This window comes from Streptomyces sp. NPDC002324 (assembly GCF_053593335.1).
The window spans coordinates 96,822-117,646 of record NZ_JBSFCF010000021.1; the positions used below are offsets into that span (position 1 = coordinate 96,822).

General features: G+C 71.0%; 18 protein-coding genes. All 18 read left to right on the plus strand.

Annotated elements, in window-relative coordinates:
- Positions 1 to 402: 402 nt before the first annotated feature.
- The 18 genes from ACWCRJ_RS25820 (at position 403) to ACWCRJ_RS25905 (ending at position 20,776) form a co-directional block, all read left to right on the plus strand.
- The gene (locus ACWCRJ_RS25820; protein ID WP_450941570.1) at positions 403 to 2,217 is read left to right on the plus strand and encodes a DUF5941 domain-containing protein; all 1,815 of its coding nucleotides are present in this window, start codon (positions 403 to 405) and stop codon (positions 2,215 to 2,217) included.
- Complete coding sequence (locus ACWCRJ_RS25825; RefSeq protein ID WP_450941517.1) at positions 2,214 to 2,966, plus strand: phosphocholine cytidylyltransferase family protein; 753 nt, start codon at positions 2,214 to 2,216, stop codon at positions 2,964 to 2,966. Before ACWCRJ_RS25820 ends, ACWCRJ_RS25825 begins: the two co-directional genes overlap by 4 nt.
- Positions 2,954 to 4,018: an iron-containing alcohol dehydrogenase family protein gene (locus ACWCRJ_RS25830; RefSeq protein ID WP_450941518.1), complete on the plus strand. Its 1,065-nt coding sequence runs from the start codon at positions 2,954 to 2,956 to the stop codon at positions 4,016 to 4,018. Before ACWCRJ_RS25825 ends, ACWCRJ_RS25830 begins: the two co-directional genes overlap by 13 nt.
- Before the next feature lie 28 nt (positions 4,019 to 4,046).
- Entirely contained in the window at positions 4,047 to 4,775 is a 729-nt protein-coding gene (locus tag ACWCRJ_RS25835; RefSeq protein WP_005484614.1) for a CDP-alcohol phosphatidyltransferase family protein, read from the plus strand.
- An 8-nt stretch (positions 4,776 to 4,783) separates the two neighbouring features.
- Positions 4,784 to 5,656, plus strand: a complete 873-nt coding sequence (locus ACWCRJ_RS25840) for a glycosyltransferase family 2 protein (protein WP_450941519.1) — start codon at positions 4,784 to 4,786, stop codon at positions 5,654 to 5,656.
- Between the two features lie 95 nt (positions 5,657 to 5,751).
- Positions 5,752 to 6,681, plus strand: a complete 930-nt coding sequence (locus ACWCRJ_RS25845) for an ABC transporter permease (protein ID WP_450941520.1) — start codon at positions 5,752 to 5,754, stop codon at positions 6,679 to 6,681.
- Positions 6,674 to 7,441, plus strand: coding sequence for an ABC transporter ATP-binding protein (locus tag ACWCRJ_RS25850; RefSeq protein ID WP_005484611.1), 768 nt, complete (start codon positions 6,674 to 6,676; stop codon positions 7,439 to 7,441). Before ACWCRJ_RS25845 ends, ACWCRJ_RS25850 begins: the two co-directional genes overlap by 8 nt.
- Positions 7,442 to 7,857: 416 nt before the next feature.
- Complete coding sequence (gene hpnC / locus ACWCRJ_RS25855; RefSeq protein ID WP_450941521.1) at positions 7,858 to 8,760, plus strand: squalene synthase HpnC; 903 nt, start codon at positions 7,858 to 7,860, stop codon at positions 8,758 to 8,760.
- Entirely contained in the window at positions 8,757 to 9,707 is a 951-nt protein-coding gene (gene hpnD / locus ACWCRJ_RS25860) for a presqualene diphosphate synthase HpnD (protein ID WP_450941522.1), read from the plus strand. The genes hpnC and hpnD overlap by 4 nt, the downstream gene beginning before the upstream one ends.
- The gene (locus ACWCRJ_RS25865; protein WP_450941523.1) at positions 9,707 to 9,847 is read left to right on the plus strand and encodes a DUF6380 family protein; all 141 of its coding nucleotides are present in this window, start codon (positions 9,707 to 9,709) and stop codon (positions 9,845 to 9,847) included. Before hpnD ends, ACWCRJ_RS25865 begins: the two co-directional genes overlap by 1 nt.
- Positions 9,844 to 11,271 (plus strand): hydroxysqualene dehydroxylase HpnE, encoded by a 1,428-nt coding sequence (gene hpnE, locus ACWCRJ_RS25870; RefSeq protein WP_450941524.1) that lies wholly within the window; start codon positions 9,844 to 9,846, stop codon positions 11,269 to 11,271. Before ACWCRJ_RS25865 ends, hpnE begins: the two co-directional genes overlap by 4 nt.
- A gap of 89 nt (positions 11,272 to 11,360) precedes the next feature.
- On the plus strand, positions 11,361 to 12,413 hold the full coding sequence (locus tag ACWCRJ_RS25875; protein ID WP_005484607.1) for a polyprenyl synthetase family protein: 1,053 nt from the start codon (positions 11,361 to 11,363) through the stop codon (positions 12,411 to 12,413).
- A gap of 137 nt (positions 12,414 to 12,550) precedes the next feature.
- Positions 12,551 to 14,545, plus strand: a complete 1,995-nt coding sequence (shc, locus tag ACWCRJ_RS25880) for a squalene--hopene cyclase (RefSeq protein WP_450941525.1) — start codon at positions 12,551 to 12,553, stop codon at positions 14,543 to 14,545.
- Complete coding sequence (locus ACWCRJ_RS25885; RefSeq protein ID WP_450941526.1) at positions 14,545 to 15,189, plus strand: phosphorylase family protein; 645 nt, start codon at positions 14,545 to 14,547, stop codon at positions 15,187 to 15,189. The genes shc and ACWCRJ_RS25885 overlap by 1 nt, the downstream gene beginning before the upstream one ends.
- Before the next feature lie 5 nt (positions 15,190 to 15,194).
- Positions 15,195 to 16,217 carry an adenosyl-hopene transferase HpnH gene (gene hpnH, locus ACWCRJ_RS25890; RefSeq protein WP_450941527.1) on the plus strand — a complete coding sequence of 341 codons (1,023 nt, stop codon included), beginning with the start codon at positions 15,195 to 15,197 and terminating at the stop codon, positions 16,215 to 16,217.
- Positions 16,218 to 16,221: 4 nt separating this feature from the next.
- Entirely contained in the window at positions 16,222 to 17,379 is a 1,158-nt protein-coding gene (gene ispG, locus ACWCRJ_RS25895) for a flavodoxin-dependent (E)-4-hydroxy-3-methylbut-2-enyl-diphosphate synthase (RefSeq protein ID WP_450941528.1), read from the plus strand.
- A gap of 41 nt (positions 17,380 to 17,420) precedes the next feature.
- Positions 17,421 to 19,370 (plus strand): 1-deoxy-D-xylulose-5-phosphate synthase, encoded by a 1,950-nt coding sequence (gene dxs, locus ACWCRJ_RS25900; protein ID WP_450941529.1) that lies wholly within the window; start codon positions 17,421 to 17,423, stop codon positions 19,368 to 19,370.
- Positions 19,367 to 20,776, plus strand: a complete 1,410-nt coding sequence (locus ACWCRJ_RS25905) for an aspartate aminotransferase family protein (RefSeq protein ID WP_450941530.1) — start codon at positions 19,367 to 19,369, stop codon at positions 20,774 to 20,776. The genes dxs and ACWCRJ_RS25905 overlap by 4 nt, the downstream gene beginning before the upstream one ends.
- Positions 20,777 to 20,825: the final 49 nt, after the last annotated feature.

Sequence of the window (20,825 nt, forward strand, 5' to 3'; positions counted from 1 at the left end):
ATTCGGGGGCGGGTCGGGGGCCGTGTTGTGTCCGTTCACCGGGGAGGACGTGCAGGGTTGGCGGGCACGGCGCTCGTCGTGACCCGACGCACGGTTCCCCGCGCGGCGTGCGGCGGCCGCGGATCACGGTCCTCGGAAGGGCACGCACCCACCCCTTCACCCTCTATGAACCGATATGCGCACCGGAGTTTGTGGCGCACCCCCCACATCCCCGATGATGATCGCGGCGGAGGAGCAACGGCCTGAACAGGTACAACCGATCAGGCCGTGAACGGGCGGTGAACGCCTGCTTCCCTTCATCCGATAACCTCTGCCGACACGCCGCCGGCCCCCAGGGCCTGGCCGCCTTCCACCACGTACATGTCCGGCGCGGTCGCGTCGGCACCCAGGGAGTGAGTTCCTCTGTCGACCGCCATCCTCACCGGTCAGCCGGTGCCCGGATCGTCGCTGGAGGGCGATCTGCGGTCGCTCGGCTTCGACGTGCGGGTCGCCTGCGACGCCGGTGACGCCGCGAGGCTCCTGGCGACGGTGCCCGCGGACCAGCGGGTCGCGCTCGTCGACGCCCGCTTCGTGGGCCACGTGCACGCCCTGCGCCTGGGACTCACCGACCCCCGCTTCGAGGCCGCCGCCCTGCCGGGCGCCGTGACCGTACGGGCCGCCGGCCGTCAGGCGCTGACCCGGGTGCTGACCCGTGAGAACCCCGCCGTGAGCGGCAGCACCGCCGTCGCCGTCGACAGCGTCGCCGACCGGATCGTCGCCGCCCTCGACGCGGACGGTGTCAGCCTTTACCGCCCCGAACTCGGCACCCTGGTCGCCGCCGTCCCCGCCGACCCGCAGGCGCGTGACGAGGCCCGGCGCGCGGTCGCCGCCGTCGACGACGAGGCCGTACGCCTGCGCACCGCGGTGAAGTCCCGCGACGGCTTCTTCACCACGTACTGCGTCAGCCCGTACTCCCGCTACCTCGCCCGCTGGTGCGCCCGCCGGGGTCTGACCCCGAACCAGGTCACCACGGCCTCCCTGCTCACCGCCCTGATCGCGGCGGGCTGCGCGGCCACCGGCACCCGAGGTGGCTACGTCGCGGCCGGCCTGCTGCTGATCCTCTCCTTCGTCCTCGACTGCACCGACGGCCAGTTGGCCCGCTACTCCCTGCAGTACTCCACGCTCGGCGCCTGGCTCGACGCCACCTTCGACCGCGCCAAGGAGTACGCCTACTACGCGGGCCTCGCCCTCGGCGCCGCCCGCGGCGGTGACGATGTATGGGCCCTCGCGCTCGGCGCGATGGTCCTGCAGAGCTGCCGGCACATCGTCGACTTCTCCTTCAACGAGGCGAACGTCGGGGATTCGGCCGCCACCGCCAACACCAGCCCCACGGCCGCGCTGTCGGGCAAGCTCGACAGCGTCGGCTGGACGGTCTGGATCCGCCGGATGATCGTCCTGCCGATCGGCGAGCGCTGGGCCATGATCGCCGTCCTCACGGCGGTCACCACACCGCGCATCACCTTCTACGCGCTGCTCGTCGGCTGTGCCTTCGCCGCGACCTACACCACGGCTGGTCGCGTCCTGCGCTCCCTGACGCGCAAGGCCGAGCGGACGGACCGCGCGGCGCGGGCGCTGGCGGACCTCGCGGACAGCGGGCCCCTGGCCGAGTTCCTCGCCCGCGTCCTGCCCGGCGGGCCGCGTGCCCTGGCGCCGGTGTTCGCCCTCGCGGGCGCTGTCGTCGTGGCGCTCGCGGCCTGGATCGACGGGCCCGGCTGGTCGGTGGTCATCTGCGCCGGCGCGTACGTCCTGGTGTCCGCGGAAGCCGTCGCCCGCCCCCTCAAGGGCCCCCTCGACTGGCTGATCCCCCCGCTCTTCCGCGCCGCCGAGTACGGCACCGTCCTGATCCTCGCGGCCAAGGCCGAGGTGAACGGGGCCCTTCCCGCGGCTTTCGGGCTGGTGGCCGCGGTCGCCTACCATCACTACGACACGGTGTACCGCATCCGCGGGGACGCCGGAGCGCCGCCGCAGTGGCTGGTGCGGGCCATCGGGGGACACGAAGGCAGGACCCTGCTGGTCACCGTCCTGGCCGCGCTGCTCGCGCCCACAGAGTTCAAGGTCGCGCTCACGGCTCTCGCCGTGACCGTGGCGCTGCTGGTGCTCTTCGAGAGCATCCGCTTCTGGGTGACCGCCCATAAGACAGGCGCACCCGCCGTACACGATGAAGGAGAACCCGCATGATCGGCCTCGTGCTGGCGGCCGGCGCCGGACGGCGTCTTCGCCCCTACACCGACACCCTTCCCAAGGCGCTCGTGCCGGTCGGTCCGGAGGGCGACGAGGACAGCCTCACCGTTCTCGACCTGACGCTCGGCAACTTCGCCGAGATCGGCCTGACCGAGGTCGCGATCATCGTCGGGTACCGCAAGGAGGCCGTCTACGAGCGCCGCGAGGCGCTGGAGCAGAAGTACGGCGTCAAGATCACCCTGATCGACAACGACAAGGCCGAGGAGTGGAACAACGCCTACTCCCTGTGGTGCGGCCGTGACGCCATCAAGCACTCGGTGATCCTCGCCAACGGCGACACCGTGCACCCGGTCTCCGTCGAGAAGACCCTGCTGGCCGCCCGCGGCGACGGCAAGAAGATCATCCTCGCCCTCGACACGGTGAAGTCCCTCGCCGACGAGGAGATGAAGGTCGTCGTCGGCCCCGAGGGCGGCATGACGAAGATCACCAAGCTGATGGACCCGGCCGAGGCGACCGGTGAGTACATCGGCGTCACCCTCATCGAGGGCGAGGCCGCCGACGAGCTGGCCGACGCCCTGAAGACGGTCTTCGAGACGGACCCGCAGCAGTTCTACGAGCACGGCTACCAGGAGCTCGTGAACCGCGGCTTCCGTATCGACGTCGCGCCCATCGGTGACGTCAAGTGGGTCGAGATCGACAACCACGACGACCTCGCCAAGGGACGTGAGATCGCGTGCCAGTACTGACGAGGCTCATCCCCTCGCCGGTCGTCGTGGACATCCGTCCCGGCGCGCTCGATGATCTGGCGGCGATCCTGTCGGACCAGCGCATCGCGCCGTCGGGCCGGCTGGCCTTCGCCATCAGCGCCGGCTCCGGCGCGGCGCTGCGCGACCGGTTCGCCCCCGCGTTCCCGGAGGCGGACTGGTTCTGCGACGCCGACGGCACCATCGACGGAGCGGTCCGGCTCGCCGACTCGATCAAGAAGGGCGGTCACTACGACGCCGTGGTCGGGCTCGGCGGCGGCAAGGTCATCGACTGCGCCAAGTACGCGGCCGCCCGGGTGGGCCTGCCGCTCGTCGCCGTCGCCACCAACCTCGCCAACGACGGTCTGTGCTCCCCGGTCGCCACCCTCGACAACGACGCGGGCCGCGGCTCCTACGGTGTGCCGAACCCGATCGGCATCGTCATCGACCTCGACGTCATCCGCGAGGCACCGGTGCGCTTCGTGCGGGCCGGCATCGGCGACGTGATCTGCAAGATCTCCGCCGTGGCCGACTGGGAGCTGTCCAGCCGGGAGACGGGCGAGAAGGTCGACGGACTGGCCGCCGCCATGGCCCGCCAGGCCGCCGAGGCCGTGCTCCGCCACCCCGGCGGGGTCGGCGACGACGAGTTCCTGACGACGTTGTCCGAGTCGCTCGTCCTGTGCGGGATCTCCATGTCCGTGGCCGGTGACAGCCGTCCCGCCTCGGGCGCCTGTCACGAGATCAGCCACGCCTTCGACCTGACCTTCCCCAAGCGCAACGCCCTGCACGGTGAACAGTGCGGCCTAGGCGGCGCGTTCGCCACGTTCCTGCGGGGCAACCACGAGGTCGCGGGCCAGATGGTCGAGGTCCTGCGCCACCACGGCCTGCCGGTCCTCCCCGACGAGATCGGCTTCACCGTGGACGAGTTCGTCCAGGTCGTGGAGTTCGCCCCGCAGACCCGGCCGGGCCGCTACACCATCCTGGAACACCTCGAACTGAGCACCGACCAGATCAAGGACGCCTACGCCGACTATGCCAAAGCCATCAGTAGCTGAACTCCGCCCGGTCGTTCACCCCCCGGGTGTGAAGGACCGGCGGAGCGGTGAGCACTGGGCCGGCCGGCTCTACATGCGCGAGATCTCGCTGCGGATAGACCGGCACCTGGTGAACACCCGGGTCACGCCCAACCAGCTGACCTACCTGATGACCGTCTTCGGCGTCCTCGCCGCCCCGGCCCTGCTGGTGCCGGGAATCCCGGGCGCCGTCCTCGGTGTGCTGATGGTCCAGCTGTATCTGCTGTTCGACTGCGTCGACGGCGAGATCGCCCGCTGGCGCAAGCAGTACTCGATGGCCGGCATCTACGTGGACCGGGTCGGCGCCTACCTCTGCGACGCGGCCGTGCTGGTCGGCTTCGGCCTGCGCGCCGCCGACCTGTGGGGCACCGGCCGCATCGACTGGCTGTGGGCCTTCCTCGGCACGCTCGCCGCGCTGGGCGCCATCCTGATCAAGGCCGAGACGGACCTCGTCGGGGTCGCCCGGCACCAGCAGGGCAAGCCGCCGGTCCAGGAGTCGGCCGCCGAGCCGCGCTCCTCCGGCATGGCGCTGGCCCGCAGGGCCGCCGCCGCCCTGAAGTTCCACCGGCTCATCCTCGGCGTCGAGGCCTCCCTGCTCATCCTGGTCTTCGCGGTCCTGGACCAGATGCGGGGCGACCTGTTCTTCTCCCGGCTCGGCGTCGCCGTGCTCGCCGGCATCGCGCTGCTCCAGACCCTGCTGCACCTGGTGTCCATCCTGGCCTCCAGCAGGCTGAAGTGAGCGGCGGCATGAAGGTCGGCGCGGTGATCATCACCATGGGCAACCGCCCCGACGAACTCCGCGCCCTCCTCGACTCGGTCGCCAAGCAGGAGGGCGACCGGGTCGAGGTGGTCGTCGTCGGCAACGGCTCGCCCGTCCCGGACGTCCCCGAGGGCGTACGGACGGTCGAGCTGCCCGAGAACCTCGGCATACCCGGCGGCCGCAACATCGGGACAGAGGCGTTCGGTCCCAGCGGCCGGGACGTCGACGTGCTCCTCTTCCTCGACGACGACGGCCTGCTCGCCCACCACGACACCGCCGAACTCTGCCGCCGGGCCTTCGAGGAGGACCCGCGACTCGGCATCGTCAGCTTCCGGATCGCCGACCCGGACACCGGGCAGACCCAGCGGCGCCATGTGCCCCGGCTGCGGGCCGCCGACCCGATGCGCTCCTCCCGGGTCACCACCTTCCTCGGCGGCGCCAACGCCGTGCGCACCCAGGTCTTCGCCGAAGTCGGCGGGCTCCCGGACGAGTTCTTCTACGCGCACGAGGAGACCGACCTCGCCTGGCGGGCCCTCGACGCGGGCTGGATGATCGACTACCGCTCCGACATGGTGCTGTACCACCCCACGACCGCCCCCTCCCGGCACGCGGTCTACCACCGCATGGTCGCGCGCAACCGCGTCTGGCTCGCGCGCCGCAACCTCCCGGCCCCGCTCGTCCCGGTCTACCTGGGCGTCTGGCTGCTGCTGACGCTCCTGCGCAAGCCCTCCGGCCCGGCGCTGAAGGCCTGGTTCGGCGGCTTCAAGGAGGGCTGGACGAGCCCCTGCGGCCCCCGCCGGCCCATGAAGTGGCGTACGGTGTGGCGGCTGACCCGACTGGGCCGACCGCCCGTCATCTGACAAGCTCGAAATCTGAGAGCATTCGGCCGTACCCGGCCCAGGTTTCCGCCTCGGCCCGACCAGGCTGCGCACTTTGAGGACGAAAGTTTCCATTTGTGAGTGAGACAACGCATGACGGCAGGGTTGTGGTGAGCGACCGTCCGTCGCCCGACGACGGGCTCTCCGCGACGGAACTGGCCGCCAAGTACGGGCTCGCCGTGAGCGGCGCCCGGCCCGGACTCGTGGAGTACGTCCGCCAGATGTGGGGGCGGCGTCACTTCATCCTCGCCTTCTCCCAGGCGAAGCTCACCGCGCAGTACAGCCAGGCCAAGCTCGGCCAGCTGTGGCAGGTGGCCACCCCCCTGCTCAACGCGCTGGTGTACTTCCTGATCTTCGGTCTGATCCTGGGCGCCGACCGCGGCATGCCTCGCGAGGTGTACATCCCGTTCCTGGTCACGGGTGTGTTCGTGTTCACCTTCACGCAGAGCTCGGTGATGGCGGGCGTCCGCGCGATCTCCGGCAACCTGGGCCTCGTGCGCGCCCTGCACTTCCCGCGCGCCTCCCTGCCCATCTCCTTCGCGCTCCAGCAGCTCCAGCAGCTGATGTTCTCGATGATCGTGCTGTTCTGCGTGGCGGTCGGCTTCGGCAGCTACCCGCAGCTGTCCTGGCTGCTGATCGTCCCCGTGCTGGTGCTGCAGTTCCTGTTCAACACCGGCCTCGCGCTGATCATGGCCCGCATGGGGTCCAAGACCCCGGACCTCGCGCAGCTGATGCCGTTCGTGATGCGGACCTGGATGTACGCCTCCGGCGTGATGTTCTCCATCCCGGTGATGCTGGAGGACCACCCCAAGTGGATCGCCAGCGTCCTGCAGTGGAACCCGGCCGCGATCTACATGGACCTGATGCGCTTCGCGCTGATCGACGGCTACGGCTCGGAGAACCTGCCCCCGCACGTGTGGGCGGTCGCCGGCGGCTGGGCCGCGCTGATCGCGCTCGGTGGCTTCGTGTACTTCTGGAAGGCGGAGGAGAGGTACGGCCGTGGCTGAGTCACTCATCCCCACCGTCATCGCGGACGAACTGCACATCGTCTACCGCGTCAACGGCGCCAAGACCGGCAAGGGCAGCGCGACCGCCGCCCTCAGCCGCATCGTCAAGCGCGGCGAAGAGCGCGGAGTACGCAAGGTGCACGCCGTCAAGGGCGTCTCCTTCATCGCCTACCGCGGCGAGGCCATCGGTCTGATCGGCTCCAACGGCTCCGGCAAGTCCACCCTGCTGCGCGCGATCGCCGGTCTGCTCCCGGCGGAGAAGGGCAAGGTCTACACCGACGGCCAGCCCTCGCTGCTCGGCGTCAACGCCGCCCTGATGAACGACCTCACGGGCGAGCGGAACGTCATATTGGGCGGCCTCGCGATGGGTATGTCCCGCGAGCAGATCAGGGAGCGCTACCAGGGCATCGTCGACTTCTCGGGCATCAACGAGAAGGGCGACTTCATCACCCTGCCGATGCGTACCTACTCCTCCGGCATGGCGGCCCGGCTGCGGTTCTCCATCGCGGCGGCCAAGGACCACGACGTGCTGATGATCGACGAGGCCCTCGCCACCGGCGACCGCGCGTTCCAGAAGCGGTCCGAGGCCCGTATCCGCGAGCTGCGCAAGGAGGCCGGCACGGTCTTCCTGGTCAGCCACAACAACAAGTCCATCCGGGACACCTGCGACCGGGTGCTGTGGCTGGAACGCGGCGAACTGCGCATGGACGGCCCGACGGACGAGGTCCTGAAGGAATACGAGAAGTTCACGGGCAAGTAGTCCCGAACGACCCGGGCCCCACCGGAACTGTTCCGGTGGGGCCCTGCGTCTGCAAGGGATACCGGGGAGCGGCGTCCGCAAAGGAAACGCCAACTTCGGCAAGGATCGACAAGGACCGTGTCAACTCCGGCCGCCCGTAGGAATCTTGGGGGCAATCGGTGCTTTCTTGTGATGTGCAGGACACCCCGACGGAGCATGGTGCGTTGTACAACGTAAGCTGTAACGGTGCCGAATCGCGGCAAGTGGGTCCATAATGCGCGACACCCGGCATCCGCCGCAGACGCCGCCCACTGGGCGGCGTGTCCGAAATAGTGCGTCTTGGGTCGGCAGTGTAGAACGGGAGATGTGACGGCCATGGCTACGGAGACTCCCCAGCTCAACCACGCTTCCGCCGTGCCCGCGCCGGGTGACGAGCGGTGACCGATGCCGGGACGGCGCGCACCGGGGACCCGGAGCGCGACACCCTCGACAAGGCCGGGACCGAGAACTTCCCCGTCGCCCCGTTCTTCCTGCCCCGGGCCTGGCGCGACGACCTCATGGCCGTCTACGGCTTCGCCCGCCTCGTCGACGACATCGGCGACGGCGATCTCGCCCCCGGCGGCGCCGACGCCCGCCTCCTCGGCGTGTCCCCCGAGGACGCCGACGACCGACCGCTCCTCCTCGACGCCTTCGAGGCGGAACTCGCCCAGGTCTTCGACGGCACCCCGAACCATCCGCTGCTGCGCCGCCTGCAGCGCACGGTCCGCGACCGCCGCCTCACCCCCGAACCGTTCCTCGCCCTGATCGCCGCCAATCGCCAGGACCAACTGGTCAAGCGGTACGAGACCTACGACGACCTGCTCGCCTACTGCGCGCTGTCCGCCAACCCCGTCGGTCACCTGGTCCTCGCCGTCACCGGCACCACCACCCCCGAGCGGGTCCGGCACTCCGACGCGATCTGCACCGCGCTGCAGATCGTCGAGCACCTGCAGGACGTCGCCGAGGACCTGGGCCGCGACCGGATCTATCTCCCCGCCGCGGACATGAAGCGCTTCCACGTCCAGGAGAGGGACCTCGCCGCACCCACCGCGGGTGCGTCGGTGCGCGCCCTGGTCGCGTACGAGGCGGAACGCGCCCGTCGACTCCTGAGCGACGGCGCCCCCCTCGTGAGCAGCGTCCACGGCAGGCTGCGGCTGCTCCTCGCGGGGTTCGTGGCGGGCGGAAGAGCGGCGCTCCACGCGATCGCCGCCGCCGAATTCGACGTACTTCCCGGCCCGCCCAAGCCCGGCAAGCTCCGGCTGCTGCGCGAGGTGGGCGCGACCCTGCGAGGAGAGGGGTGATCCGGACCGTGGAGTCGGAACCAGACACGTCCGCGCCGGTACTCGCCGCCTACAGCTACTGCGAGGCCGTCACCGGACAGCAGGCCCGCAACTTCGCCTACGGCATCAGGCTGCTGCCGACGCCCAAGCGCCGCGCGATGTCCGCGCTGTACGCCTTCTCCCGGCGCGTCGACGACATCGGTGACGGCGCTCTCGCGGTCGAGGTCAAGGCGGGCCGGCTGGAGGAGACCCGGGCGCTGCTCAGCCGGGTCCGGGACGGCTCGGTCGACGAGGACGACACGGATCCCGTCGCCGTCGCCCTCGCCCATGCCGGGGCGGCCTTCCCGATCCCGCTCGACGCGCTCGACGAACTCATCGACGGCGTCCTCATGGACGTACGCGGCGAGCACTACGAGACCTGGGACGACCTGAAGGTCTACTGCCGCTGCGTCGCCGGTTCCATCGGGCGGCTCTCCCTCGGCGTCTTCGGCACCGAGCCGGGTGTGCGCGGCACGGAACGCGCTCCGGAGTACGCCGACACCCTCGGGCTCGCCCTCCAACTGACCAACATCCTCAGGGACGTTCGCGAGGACGCGGTGGGCGGCCGTACCTATCTGCCCGCCGACGACCTGGCGAAGTTCGGCTGCTCGGCCGGGTTCGCCGGGTCTTTCCCACCGGCCGACTCCGACTTCGCGGGTCTGGTGCACTTCGAAGTGCGCCGGGCCCGCGCCCTGTTCGCCGAGGGCTACCGGCTGCTGCCGATGCTCGACCGCCGCAGCGGCGCCTGCGTGGCGGCCATGGCCGGCATCTACCGCCGGCTGCTGGACCGCATCGAGCGCGAGCCGGAGGCCGTGCTGCGCGGCCGGGTCTCGCTGCCCGGCCGCGAGAAGGCGTACGTCGCCGTACGCGGCCTCTCCGGTCTCGACGCCCGCAATGTGTCGCGCCGAACCGTCAGGAGGCGCGTCTGATGGACAATTCGCTCCAAGGTGAACCCATCGGGGAAAAGCGGTACGCAACCCTCCGCACCACCGCGGCGTCCCTGACTGCGACGGTCCGCCGCGGCGGGATGCGGCACCCCGGCGGACCGGCAGGGGAGGGTGCACGATGACCGACGGCGCACAGTCCGGGCGACTGCCGGACGCGGACCGTACGGGCCGGGTCGGCGGCACGGCCGTGGTGGTCGGCGGGGGACTGGCCGGTGTCACCGCCGCGCTCTCGCTCGCCGACGCCGGCGTGCGGGTCACCCTCCTGGAGGGGCGGCCCCGCCTCGGCGGACTGGCCTTCTCCTTCCGGCGGGGCGACCTCACCGTCGACAACGGCCAGCATGTGTACCTGCGGTGCTGTACCGCCTACCGCTGGTTCCTCGACCGCGTCGACGCGGCCGCGCTCGCGCCCCTGCAGGATCGTCTCGACGTGCCGGTTCTCGACGCCGGGGGCAGGCCCGGGCGACGGCTCGGCAGACTACGGCGCGACGCGCTGCCCGTCCCCCTGCATCTGGGGCGCAGCCTCGCCACGTACACCCATCTCTCGCTCGCCGAACGCGCGAAAGTGGGGCGGGCCGCGCTGGCGCTCAAGGCACTCGACCTCGCCGATCCCGCCCTGGACGAACAGGACTTCGGCAGCTGGCTCGCCGCGCACGGCCAGTCACCGCGGGCCGTCGAGGCGCTGTGGGACCTGGTGGGCGTCGCCACCCTCAACGCGGTGGCCCGGGACGCCTCCCTCGGACTCGCCGCGATGGTGTTCAAGACCGGCCTGCTGTCCGAGCCGGGCGCCGCCGACATCGGCTGGGCGCATGTCCCGCTGGGCGACCTGCACGACCGGCTGACCCGCAAGGCGCTCGACTCGGCGGGCGTGCGCACCGTACTGCGCACCCGCGTCACCTCCGTCTCCCCTGCGGGGAACGGGAGTTGGCGCGTCGAGACGCCCGGCGAGAGCCTCGACGCCGACACGGTCGTCCTCGCCGTACCGCAGCGCGAGACGTACGACCTGCTGCCGGGGGGAGCGCTCGACGAGCCCGGGCGGCTGCTGGAGATCGGCACCGCGCCCATCCTCAACGTGCATGTCGTGTACGACCGCAAGGTGCTGAGCCGGCCGTTCTTCGCGGCGCTCGGCTCGCCCGTGCAGTGGGTCTTCGACCGGACCGAGGCGTCCGGGCTGCGCGAGGGCCAGTATCTGGCGCTGTCGCAGTCCGCCGCCCAGGACGAGATCGACACCCCCGTCTCCGTACTGCGCGAGCGCTATCTGCCCGAGCTGGAACGGCTGTTGCCCGCCGCGCGCGAGGCGCGGGTGCGGGACTTCTTCGTGACCCGGGAGCGCACGGCGACGTTCGCTCCCACCCCCGGCGTCGGACGGCTCAGGCCCGGCGCCCGCACCAAGGCACCCGGCCTGTACCTGGCCGGAGCGTGGACCGCCACCGGGTGGCCCGCGACCATGGAGAGTGCGGTCCGCAGCGGCATCGGCGCGGCGGACGCCGCCCTCGCCGCTCTGGGCCGGCCCCGGGACCACCTCTTCGACTTCGAGGAGGCCGCGTGAGGCTCGAAGCGCGCAGAAACGGTTCCCGCATTCTCGGTACCACGAACACATCGACATCTGGAGAGACTGTGCCCACTGTGCCCCCGGCCGTGACGGCCGCCGCGAGGACCGCGGTGGACGTGACCGCGCTCCTGGAGCGCGGGCGGACCCTGGCCACACCCGTGCTGCGGGCGGCCGTCGACCGGCTGGCGCCCCCCATGGACACCGTCGCCGCCTACCACTTCGGCTGGATCGACGCCCACGGCAACCCGGCCGACGGCGACGGCGGCAAGGCCGTACGCCCCGCGCTCGCCGTCATGTCCGCCGAGGTCACCGGCGCCGCACCCGAGACCGGCATCCCCGGCGCGGTCGCGGTGGAGCTGGTGCACAACTTCTCGCTGCTGCACGACGACCTGATGGACGGCGACGAACAGCGCCGCCACCGCGACACCGTCTGGAAGGTCCACGGCCCCGCCCAGGCCATCCTCGTCGGCGACGCCCTGATGGTCCTCGCCAACGAGATCCTCCTCGAACTGGGCACCGCCGAGGCGGCCCGCGCCACCCGCCGCGTCACCACCGCGACCCGGGCGCTCATCGACGGGCAGGCCCAGGACATCTCCTACGAGCACCGCGAGCGGGTCACCGTCGAGGAGTGCCTGGAGATGGAGGGCAACAAGACCGGCGCCCTCCTCGCCTGCGCGTGCTCCATCGGCGCCGTCCTCGGCGGCGCGGACGACCACACCGCCGACACCCTGGAGAAGTACGGCTACCACCTGGGCCTCGCCTTCCAGGCCGTCGACGACCTGCTGGGCATCTGGGGCGACCCGGTCTCCACGGGCAAGCAGACCTGGAGCGATCTGCGCCAGCGCAAGAAGTCCCTGCCGGTCGTCGCCGCGCTCGCGGCCGGCGGTCCGGCCTCCGAACAGCTCGGGGAACTCCTCGCCGCCGACGCCAAGAGCAGCGACTTCGAGAACTTCTCCGAGGAGGAGTTCGCCGTGCGCGCCGCCCTCATCGAGGAGGCGGGCGGCCGGGAGTGGACCGCCCAGGAGGCCCGCCGCCAGCACACGATCGCCGTCGAGGCGCTCGACTCGATCCGGATGCCGGAGCGGGTGCGGGAGCAGTTCGCCGCGCTCGCCGACTTCGTCGTCGTACGGAAGAGATGACCGCCTCCACCCAGGAGTCGACCCTCACCGGTCGAATAGTGCTCGCGTAGTCGCCGGCCGGTGCCCGTCACCGGACACGCACCGGCCGACGGCTGACCCACCGCAGAGAGATCCGTCCACTGCACGAAGGGGAAGCCATGACAGCGACGACCGACGGAAGCACCGGGGCCCTGCCGCCCCGCGCCCCCTCGGCCAGCGACACCGACCACGGCACTCCTGTGGCGGCAGGGGTCCAGGAGGCTGCCGTGCACGCCGTACGGCGCGCCACCGACCTCCTGCTGTCCCGGCAGGACGCCCAGGGCTGGTGGAAGGGCGACCTGGAGACCAACGTCACCATGGATGCCGAGGACCTGCTGCTCCGTCAGTTCCTGGGCATCCGCGACGACAGGACCACGCGCGCCGCCGCGCTCCACATCCGGGGCGAGCAGCTCCCGGACGGCACCTGGGCCACCTTCCACGGCGGCCCGTCCGACCTCTCCGCCACCGTCGAGGCGTACGTCGCGCTGCGGCTGGCGGGGGACGACCCGGCCGAGCCGCACATGGCGCGGGCGTCGGCGTGGATCCGGGAGCGGGGCGGGATCGCCGCCGCCCGGGTCTTCACCCGCATCTGGCTGGCGCTGTTCGGCTGGTGGAAGTGGGACGACCTGCCGGAGATGCCGCCGGAGATCCTCTACTTCCCGCGGTGGATGCCGCTGAACATCTACGACTTCGGCTGCTGGGCCCGCCAGACGATCGTGCCGCTGACCGTCGTCTCGGCCAAGCGCCCGGTGCGGCCCGCGCCGTTCCCGCTCGACGAGCTGCACACCGACCCGGGGCGGCCGAACCCGCCCAGACCCCTGGACCCGCTGGGCAGCTGGGAGGGCGCCTTCCAGCGGCTCGACCGGGCCCTGCACGGTTACCACAGGGTGGCGCTGAGGCGGCTGCGCCGGGCAGCCATGAACCGAGCGGCCCGCTGGATCGTCGAGCGTCAGGAGAACGACGGCTGCTGGGGCGGCATCCAGCCCCCCGCCGTGTACTCGATCATCGCGCTGCACCTGCTCGGCTACGACCTCCGGCACCCCGTGATGCGGGCCGGGCTGGAGTCCCTCGACCGGTTCGCCGTGTGGCGCGAGGACGGGGCCCGGATGATCGAGGCGTGCCAGTCCCCGGTGTGGGACACCTGCCTCGCCACCATCGCCCTCGCCGACGCCGGCCTGCCCGCCGACCACCCCCAACTGGTCAAGGCCGCCGACTGGATGCTCGGTGAGGAGATCGTCCGCCCCGGCGACTGGTCGGTGAAGCGGCCCCAACTCCCGCCCGGCGGTTGGGCGTTCGAGTTCCACAACGACAACTACCCCGACATCGACGACACCGCCGAGGTCGTCCTCGCACTGCGCCGGGTCGAGCACCACGACCCCGAGCGCGTGGAGAAGGCGGTGCGGCGCGGGGTGCGCTGGACCCTGGGCATGCAGTCCGCGAACGGGGCGTGGGGCGCGTTCGACGCCGACAACACCAGCCCGTTCCCCAACCGGCTGCCGTTCTGCGACTTCGGCGAGGTCATCGACCCGCCGTCCGCCGACGTCACCGCGCACGTGGTGGAGATGCTCGCGGCGGAGGGCCTGTCCCACGACCCGCGCACCCGGCGCGGCATCGAGTGGCTGCTCGCCGAACAGGAGCCAAGCGGCGCGTGGTTCGGCCGCTGGGGCGTCAACTACGTCTACGGCACCGGGTCGGTGGTCCCCGCCCTGGTGACCGCGGGGCTGCCCGCCGCGCACCCCGCGATCCGCCGGGCCGTGGCCTGGCTGGAGACCGTGCAGAACGACGACGGCGGCTGGGGCGAGGACCTGCGCTCCTACCGCGACCCCGCCGAATGGGGCGGCAAGGGCGCCTCCACCGCCTCCCAGACCGCGTGGGCGCTGCTCGCGCTGCTGGCGGCGGGGGAGCGCGACACCAAGGCCACCGAGCGCGGCGTCGAGTGGCTGGCCCGGACCCAGCGCGAGGACGGGTCCTGGGACGAGCCGTACTTCACCGGCACCGGGTTCCCCTGGGACTTCTCGATCAACTACCACCTCTACCGCCAGGTCTTCCCGCTCACCGCGCTCGGCCGGTATGTCCACGGCGAGCCGGCCCTCCTGAAGCCCGGGGGACGCTGATGGACGCGCCCTCCGCCCCGGCCCCGCTGCTGATCGCCTGCGCGCTCGGCATCGAACAGCTCGTCCTGCGCAGCGGCGACCGGGGCGGCGCCGGGGGCCCGGTCACCGTCCTGCGCACCGGCATGGGGCCGAGGGCCGCCGAACGGTCCGTCACCCGGCTGCTCGCCGACCCGGGGCTGCGCGGGGCGGCCGTACTGGCCACCGGGTTCTGCGCCGGACTCGCCCCGGGCATGCACCCCGGCGACCTGGTCGTCGCCGAGGAGACCTGGGGGCCGGGTGGCGCCGTGACTCCTTGCGTCTCCACCGGACGCCTGGTCAAGGAGCTGGAGCGCGCCGTGCCCGGACGCGCGGTGCACACCGGCCCGCTCACCGGGTCCGACCACGTCGTACGCGGCCAGGAACGGTCCGATCTCCACGCGACCGGCGCACTCGCCGTCGACATGGAGTCCGCCGTCACGCTCCACTGCGCCGTGAGATCCGGCGCACGCCCGGTTGCGGCCGTCCGGGTGGTCGTGGACGCTCCAGAGCATGAACTGGTCCGGATCGGCACGGTACGCGGTGGAATATCGGCTTTCCGCGTTCTTCGTGCCGTCCTTCCCGCCTACTACGAATGGCACCGTTCCTTGCTGCTCCCCAGGAGGTGAGCCAGATGGCCATGCCGCTCCGCCAGTCCATCAAGGTGGCGACGTATCTCGCTGAACAGAAGCTCCGCAAGCGGGACAAGTTCCCGCTGATCGTCGAGCTGGAACCGCTCTACGCCTGCAACCTGAAGTGCGAGGGCTGCGGGAAGATCCAGCACCCGGCGGGCGTGCTCAAGCAGCGCATGCCGGTGGCGCAGGCCGTGGGCGCCGTCCTGGAGTCCGGTGCCCCGATGGTGTCCATCGCCGGCGGCGAGCCCCTGATGCACCCTCAGATCGACGAGATCGTCCGGCAGTTGGTGGCGAGAAGGAAGTACGTCTTCCTGTGCACCAACGCCCTGCTGCTGCGCAAGAAGATGGAGAAGTTCAAGCCCTCGCCGTACTTCGCGTTCGCCGTGCACATCGACGGTCTGCGGGAGCGGCACGACGAGTCGGTGGCGAAGGAAGGGGTGTTCGACGAGGCCGTCGCCGCCATCAAGGAGGCCAAGCGGCGCGGCTTCCGGGTGACCACCAACTCGACCTTCTTCAACACCGACACCCCGCAGACCATCATCGAGGTCCTCAACTTCCTCAACGACGACCTCCAGGTCGACGAGATGATGATCTCTCCCGCCTACGCCTACGAGAAGGCCCCCGACCAGGAGCACTTCCTCGGCGTCGAGCAGACCCGCGAACTGTTCAAGAAGGCCTTCTCCGGCGGCAACCGCCGACGCTGGCGGCTCAACCACTCGCCCCTGTTCCTCGACTTCCTGGAGGGCAAGGTCGACTTCCCGTGCACGGCGTGGGCGATCCCCAACTACTCCCTCTTCGGCTGGCAGAAGCCCTGCTACCTGATGAGCGACGGGTACGTCACCACGTACCGGGAACTGATCGAGGACACCGACTGGGACGCGTACGGCCGGGGCAAGGACCCGCGCTGCGCCAACTGCATGGCGCACTGCGGCTACGAGCCGACCGCCGTCCTCGCCACCATGGGCTCGCTGAAGGAGTCCCTGCGCGCCCTGCGCGAGACCGTCTCCGGGAACCAGGGGTGATGTGATGACCGCCGTGTCGCTGGGCGTTCCCGCGCTGCCGGTCCGGCCGATCGCCGAGCGGCGCGGGTCGCGAGGGATCCAGGTCGGGTCGGTGGCGGTCGGGGGCGGGGCCCCGGTCTCGGTGCAGTCGATGACGACGACCCGTACGTCGGACATCGGCGCCACCCTGCAGCAGATCGCGGAACTCACCGCGTCGGGCTGCCAGATCGTCCGTGTCGCCTGCCCCACGCAGGACGACGCGGACGCCCTCGCCACCATCGCCCGCAAGTCGCAGATCCCGGTGATCGCGGACATCCACTTCCAGCCGAAGTACGTGTTCGCGGCGATCGAGGCCGGTTGCGCGGCGGTGCGGGTGAACCCCGGCAACATCAAGCAGTTCGACGACAAGGTCAAGGAGATCGCGCGGGCGGCCAGCGAGCACGGGACCCCGATCCGGATCGGGGTCAACGCCGGTTCTCTCGACAAGCGGCTCCTGCAGAAGTACGGCAGGGCGACGCCCGAGGCGCTGGTGGAGTCCGCGTTGTGGGAGGCGTCGCTGTTCGAGGAGCACGGCTTCCGGGACATCAAGATCTCGGTCAAGCACAACGACCCGGTCGTGATGATCGAGGCGTACCGGCAACTGGCGGCCCAGTGCGACTACCCGTTGCATCTGGGGGTCACCGAGGCCGGTCCGGCGTTCCAGGGCACGATCAAGTCCGCCGTCGCCTTCGGGGCGCTGCTCGCCGAGGGGATCGGCGACACGATCCGGGTGTCGCTGAGCGCTCCGCCGGTCGAGGAGATCAAGGTCGGCATCCAGATCCTGGAGTCGCTGAACCTGCGGCAGCGGCGGCTGGAGATCGTCTCGTGTCCCTCGTGCGGGCGCGCGCAGGTGGACGTGTACCGGCTGGCGGACGAGGTCACCGCCGGGCTGGAGGGCATGGAGGTGCCGTTGCGGGTCGCGGTCATGGGCTGCGTCGTCAACGGACCCGGGGAGGCGCGGGAGGCGGACCTGGGGGTCGCCTCCGGCAACGGAAAGGGGCAGATCTTCGTGAAGGGCGAGGTCATCAGGACCGTGCCCGAGTCGAAGATCGTGGAGACCCTCATCGACGAGGCGATGAAGATCGCCGAGCAGATGGAACGGGACGGCGTCGCGTCGGGGGAACCGGCGGTCACCGTGAGCTGACAACACGGGCTGAGAGAGCACGGATCGAGAGGGGGCCCGACGTGACGATTCTGGAGAGCATCCGGCAACCGCGCGACCTGAAGGCGCTGACCGAGGCGGAACTCGGTGAACTGGCCGAAGAAATCCGGGAGTTCCTGGTGCACGCGGTCGCCAGGACCGGTGGTCACCTGGGGCCCAACCTGGGGGTGGTGGAACTGTCCGTCGCGCTCCACCGGGTCTTCGAGTCACCCGTCGACCGCATCGTCTGGGACACCGGTCACCAGAGCTATGTGCACAAGCTGCTGACCGGGCGGCAGGACTTCTCCAAACTGCGCGGCAAGGGGGGCCTGTCCGGGTACCCCTCGCGCGCGGAGTCCGAGCACGACATCGTCGAGAACAGCCACGCCTCCACCGCCCTCGGCTGGGCGGACGGCCTCGCCAAGGCCCGCCAGGTGCTGGGGGAGCGGGGCCATGTGGTCGCGGTCATCGGCGACGGCGCGCTCACCGGCGGCATGGCCTGGGAGGCGCTCAACAACATCGCGGCCGCCAAGGACCGTCCGCTGATCATCGTCGTCAACGACAACGAACGCTCGTACTCCCCGACCATCGGCGGCCTCGCCAACCACCTCGCGACCCTGCGCACCACCGACGGCTACGAGCAGTTCCTCGCCTGGGGCAAGGAGGTCCTGCTGCGCACGCCGGTCGTCGGCAAGGAGGTCTACGAGGCGCTGCACGGCGCGAAGAAGGGCTTCAAGGACGCGTTCGCGCCGCAGGGCATGTTCGAGGACCTGGGCCTGAAGTACGTCGGCCCGATCGACGGGCACGACATCAAGGCCGTCGAGTCGGCGCTGCGCCGCGCCAAGCGCTTCCACGGCCCGGTCCTGGTGCACTGCCTGACACAGAAGGGCCGAGGGTACGAGCCCGCGCTCGCCGACGAGGAGGACCACTTCCACACGGTCGGCGTGATGGACCCCTTGACCTGCGAGCCGCTCACCCCGGCCGGCGGGCCGTCCTGGACCTCGGTCTTCGGCGACGAGATCGTCCGGATCGGCGACGAGCGCGAGGACGTGGTGGCCATCACGGCGGCCATGCTGCACCCGGTGGGCCTCGGCCGGTTCGCGGAGAAGTTCCCCGACCGGGTGTGGGACGTCGGGATCGCCGAGCAGCACGCCACCGTGTCGGCGGCCGGCCTCGCCACCGGCGGACTGCACCCCGTCGTGGCGGTGTACGCGACCTTCCTCAACCGGGCCTTCGACCAGTTGCTCATGGACGTGGCACTGCACCGGTGCGGGGTCACGTTCGTCCTGGACCGCGCCGGTGTGACGGGGGTCGACGGCGCGTCGCACAACGGCATGTGGGACATGTCCGTCCTCCAGGTCGTACCCGGCCTGCGGATCGCCGCCCCGCGCGACGCCGAGCAACTGCGGACCCAGTTGCGGGAAGCCGTCGCGGTGGACGACGCCCCCACGCTGATCCGGTTCCCGAAGGAGTCGGTGGGGCCGGAGATCCCGTCCCTGGAGCGGGTGGGCGGCATGGACGTCCTGCACCGCTCGGCCTCGTCGGAGGATCCGGCGGTACTGCTGGTCGCCGTCGGCGTGATGGCGTCGGTGTGTCTGCGGGCCGCGGAGCTGCTGGAGGCGCGGGGCATCGGCTGCACGGTCGTCGACCCCCGCTGGGTCAAGCCCGTCGACCCCGCGCTGCCGTGGCTCGCCGACGCACACCGTCTGGTGGCCGTCGTGGAGGACAACAGCCGGGCCGCCGGGGTCGGTTCGGCGGTCGCCCTCGCGCTGGGGGACGCCGAGGTCGACGTGCCCGTACGGCGGTTCGGGATTCCGGAGCAGTTCCTCCCGCACGCCAAGCGTGGGGAGGTGCTGGCTGACATAGGTCTGACGCCGGTCGAGATCGCCGGGCGGATCAGCGCCTCGCTCGCCGCCAAGGGCGAGTCGGCGAAGGGGAACCCGCCTGTGCCGGAGCCGTCCGTGGCCGTGCCGTCAGAGGAGAAACCGGAATGACCACCCTGGAACCCGCCGCCGGTACCGAGGGGTTCGACCTCGCCGGACTCCTGGCCGAGCGCGGCGGGGAGCGCTACGAGCTGCACGCCCGGCACCTCAACCACCAACTCCCGCGCATGCTGCACACCATCGGCTTCGACAAGGTCTACGAGCGGGCCGAGGGCGCGTACTTCTGGGACGCGGACGGCAACGACTACCTGGACATGCTCGCCGGGTTCGGGGTGATGGGGCTCGGCCGCCATCACCCCGTGGTCCGCAAGGCGCTGCACGACGTGCTCGACGCGCAGCTCGCCGACCTGACCCGCTTCGACTGCCAGCCCCTGCCCGGGCTGCTCGCCGAGAAGCTGCTGGCCCACAGTCCGTACCTGGACCGGGTGTTCTTCGGTAACAGCGGCACCGAGGCCGTCGAGACCGCGCTGAAGTTCGCCCGGTACGCCACCGGCAGACCTCGCGTCCTGTACTGCCACCACGCCTTCCACGGGCTCACCACCGGCTCGCTCTCCGTCAACGGCGAGGACGGCTTCCGGGACGGCTTCGCTCCGCTGCTGCCCGACACGGCCGTACCACTCGGCGATCTCGACGCGCTGGCGAGGGAGTTGAAGAAGGGCGATGTGGCTGCCCTCGTCGTCGAGCCCGTCCAGGGCAAGGGCGTGCACGAGGCGCCGCCCGGCTATCTGCGCGCCGCCCGGGAACTGCTGCACCGGCACAAGGCCCTGCTGATCCTCGACGAGGTGCAGACCGGGCTCGGGCGGACCGGGGACTTCTACGCCCACCAGCACGAGGACGGGGTCGAGCCCGATCTGGTGTGCGTGGCGAAGGCACTCTCCGGCGGCTATGTCCCGGTCGGCGCCACCCTCGGCAAGGAGTGGATCTTCAAGAAGGTCTACTCGTCCATGGACCGCGTTCTCGTGCACTCGGCGAGCTTCGGCTCCAACGCCCAGGCCATGGCCGCCGGGCTCGCCGTCCTCTCCGTCATGGAGGACGAGCGGATCGCGGCGAACGCGCGGGCCACGGGCGAGCTGCTGAAAGCCCGTCTTACGGCACTGGTCGACAAGTACGAGCTGCTCAGCGACGTCCGCGGCCGGGGCCTGATGATCGGCATCGAGTTCGGCAGGCCCAGATCGCTGAAGCTGCGCAGCCGTTGGACGATGCTCCAGGCGGCCCGCAAGGGGCTGTTCGCGCAGATGGTCGTCGTCCCGCTGCTGCAGCGGCACCGCATCCTCACCCAGGTCTCCGGCGACCATCTGGAGGTGATCAAGCTGATCCCGCCCCTGATCATCGGGGAGCGGGAGGTGGACCGGTTCGTCGAGGCGTTCACCGAGGTCATGGACGACGCGCACAGCGGGGGCGGACTCATGTGGGACTTCGGCAGGACGCTGGTGAAGCAGGCGGTGGCCAACCGGTAGAAGGGCCAGGCGCGGGCGGGTGCGGGTGCGGGTGCGGGTGCGGGTGCGG

Coding starts and splice junctions, on each gene's coding strand:
- ACWCRJ_RS25825 (WP_450941517.1), top strand. CDS start 2,214: ATGATCGGCCTCGTGCTGGCGGCCGGCGCCGGACGGCGTCTTCGCCCC.
- ACWCRJ_RS25840 (WP_450941519.1), top strand. CDS start 4,784: ATGAAGGTCGGCGCGGTGATCATCACCATGGGCAACCGCCCCGACGAA.
- ACWCRJ_RS25865 (WP_450941523.1), top strand. CDS start 9,707: ATGGACAATTCGCTCCAAGGTGAACCCATCGGGGAAAAGCGGTACGCA.
- hpnE (WP_450941524.1), top strand. CDS start 9,844: ATGACCGACGGCGCACAGTCCGGGCGACTGCCGGACGCGGACCGTACG.
- shc (WP_450941525.1), top strand. CDS start 12,551: ATGACAGCGACGACCGACGGAAGCACCGGGGCCCTGCCGCCCCGCGCC.
- ACWCRJ_RS25885 (WP_450941526.1), top strand. CDS start 14,545: ATGGACGCGCCCTCCGCCCCGGCCCCGCTGCTGATCGCCTGCGCGCTC.
- hpnH (WP_450941527.1), top strand. CDS start 15,195: ATGGCCATGCCGCTCCGCCAGTCCATCAAGGTGGCGACGTATCTCGCT.
- ispG (WP_450941528.1), top strand. CDS start 16,222: ATGACCGCCGTGTCGCTGGGCGTTCCCGCGCTGCCGGTCCGGCCGATC.
- ACWCRJ_RS25905 (WP_450941530.1), top strand. CDS start 19,367: ATGACCACCCTGGAACCCGCCGCCGGTACCGAGGGGTTCGACCTCGCC.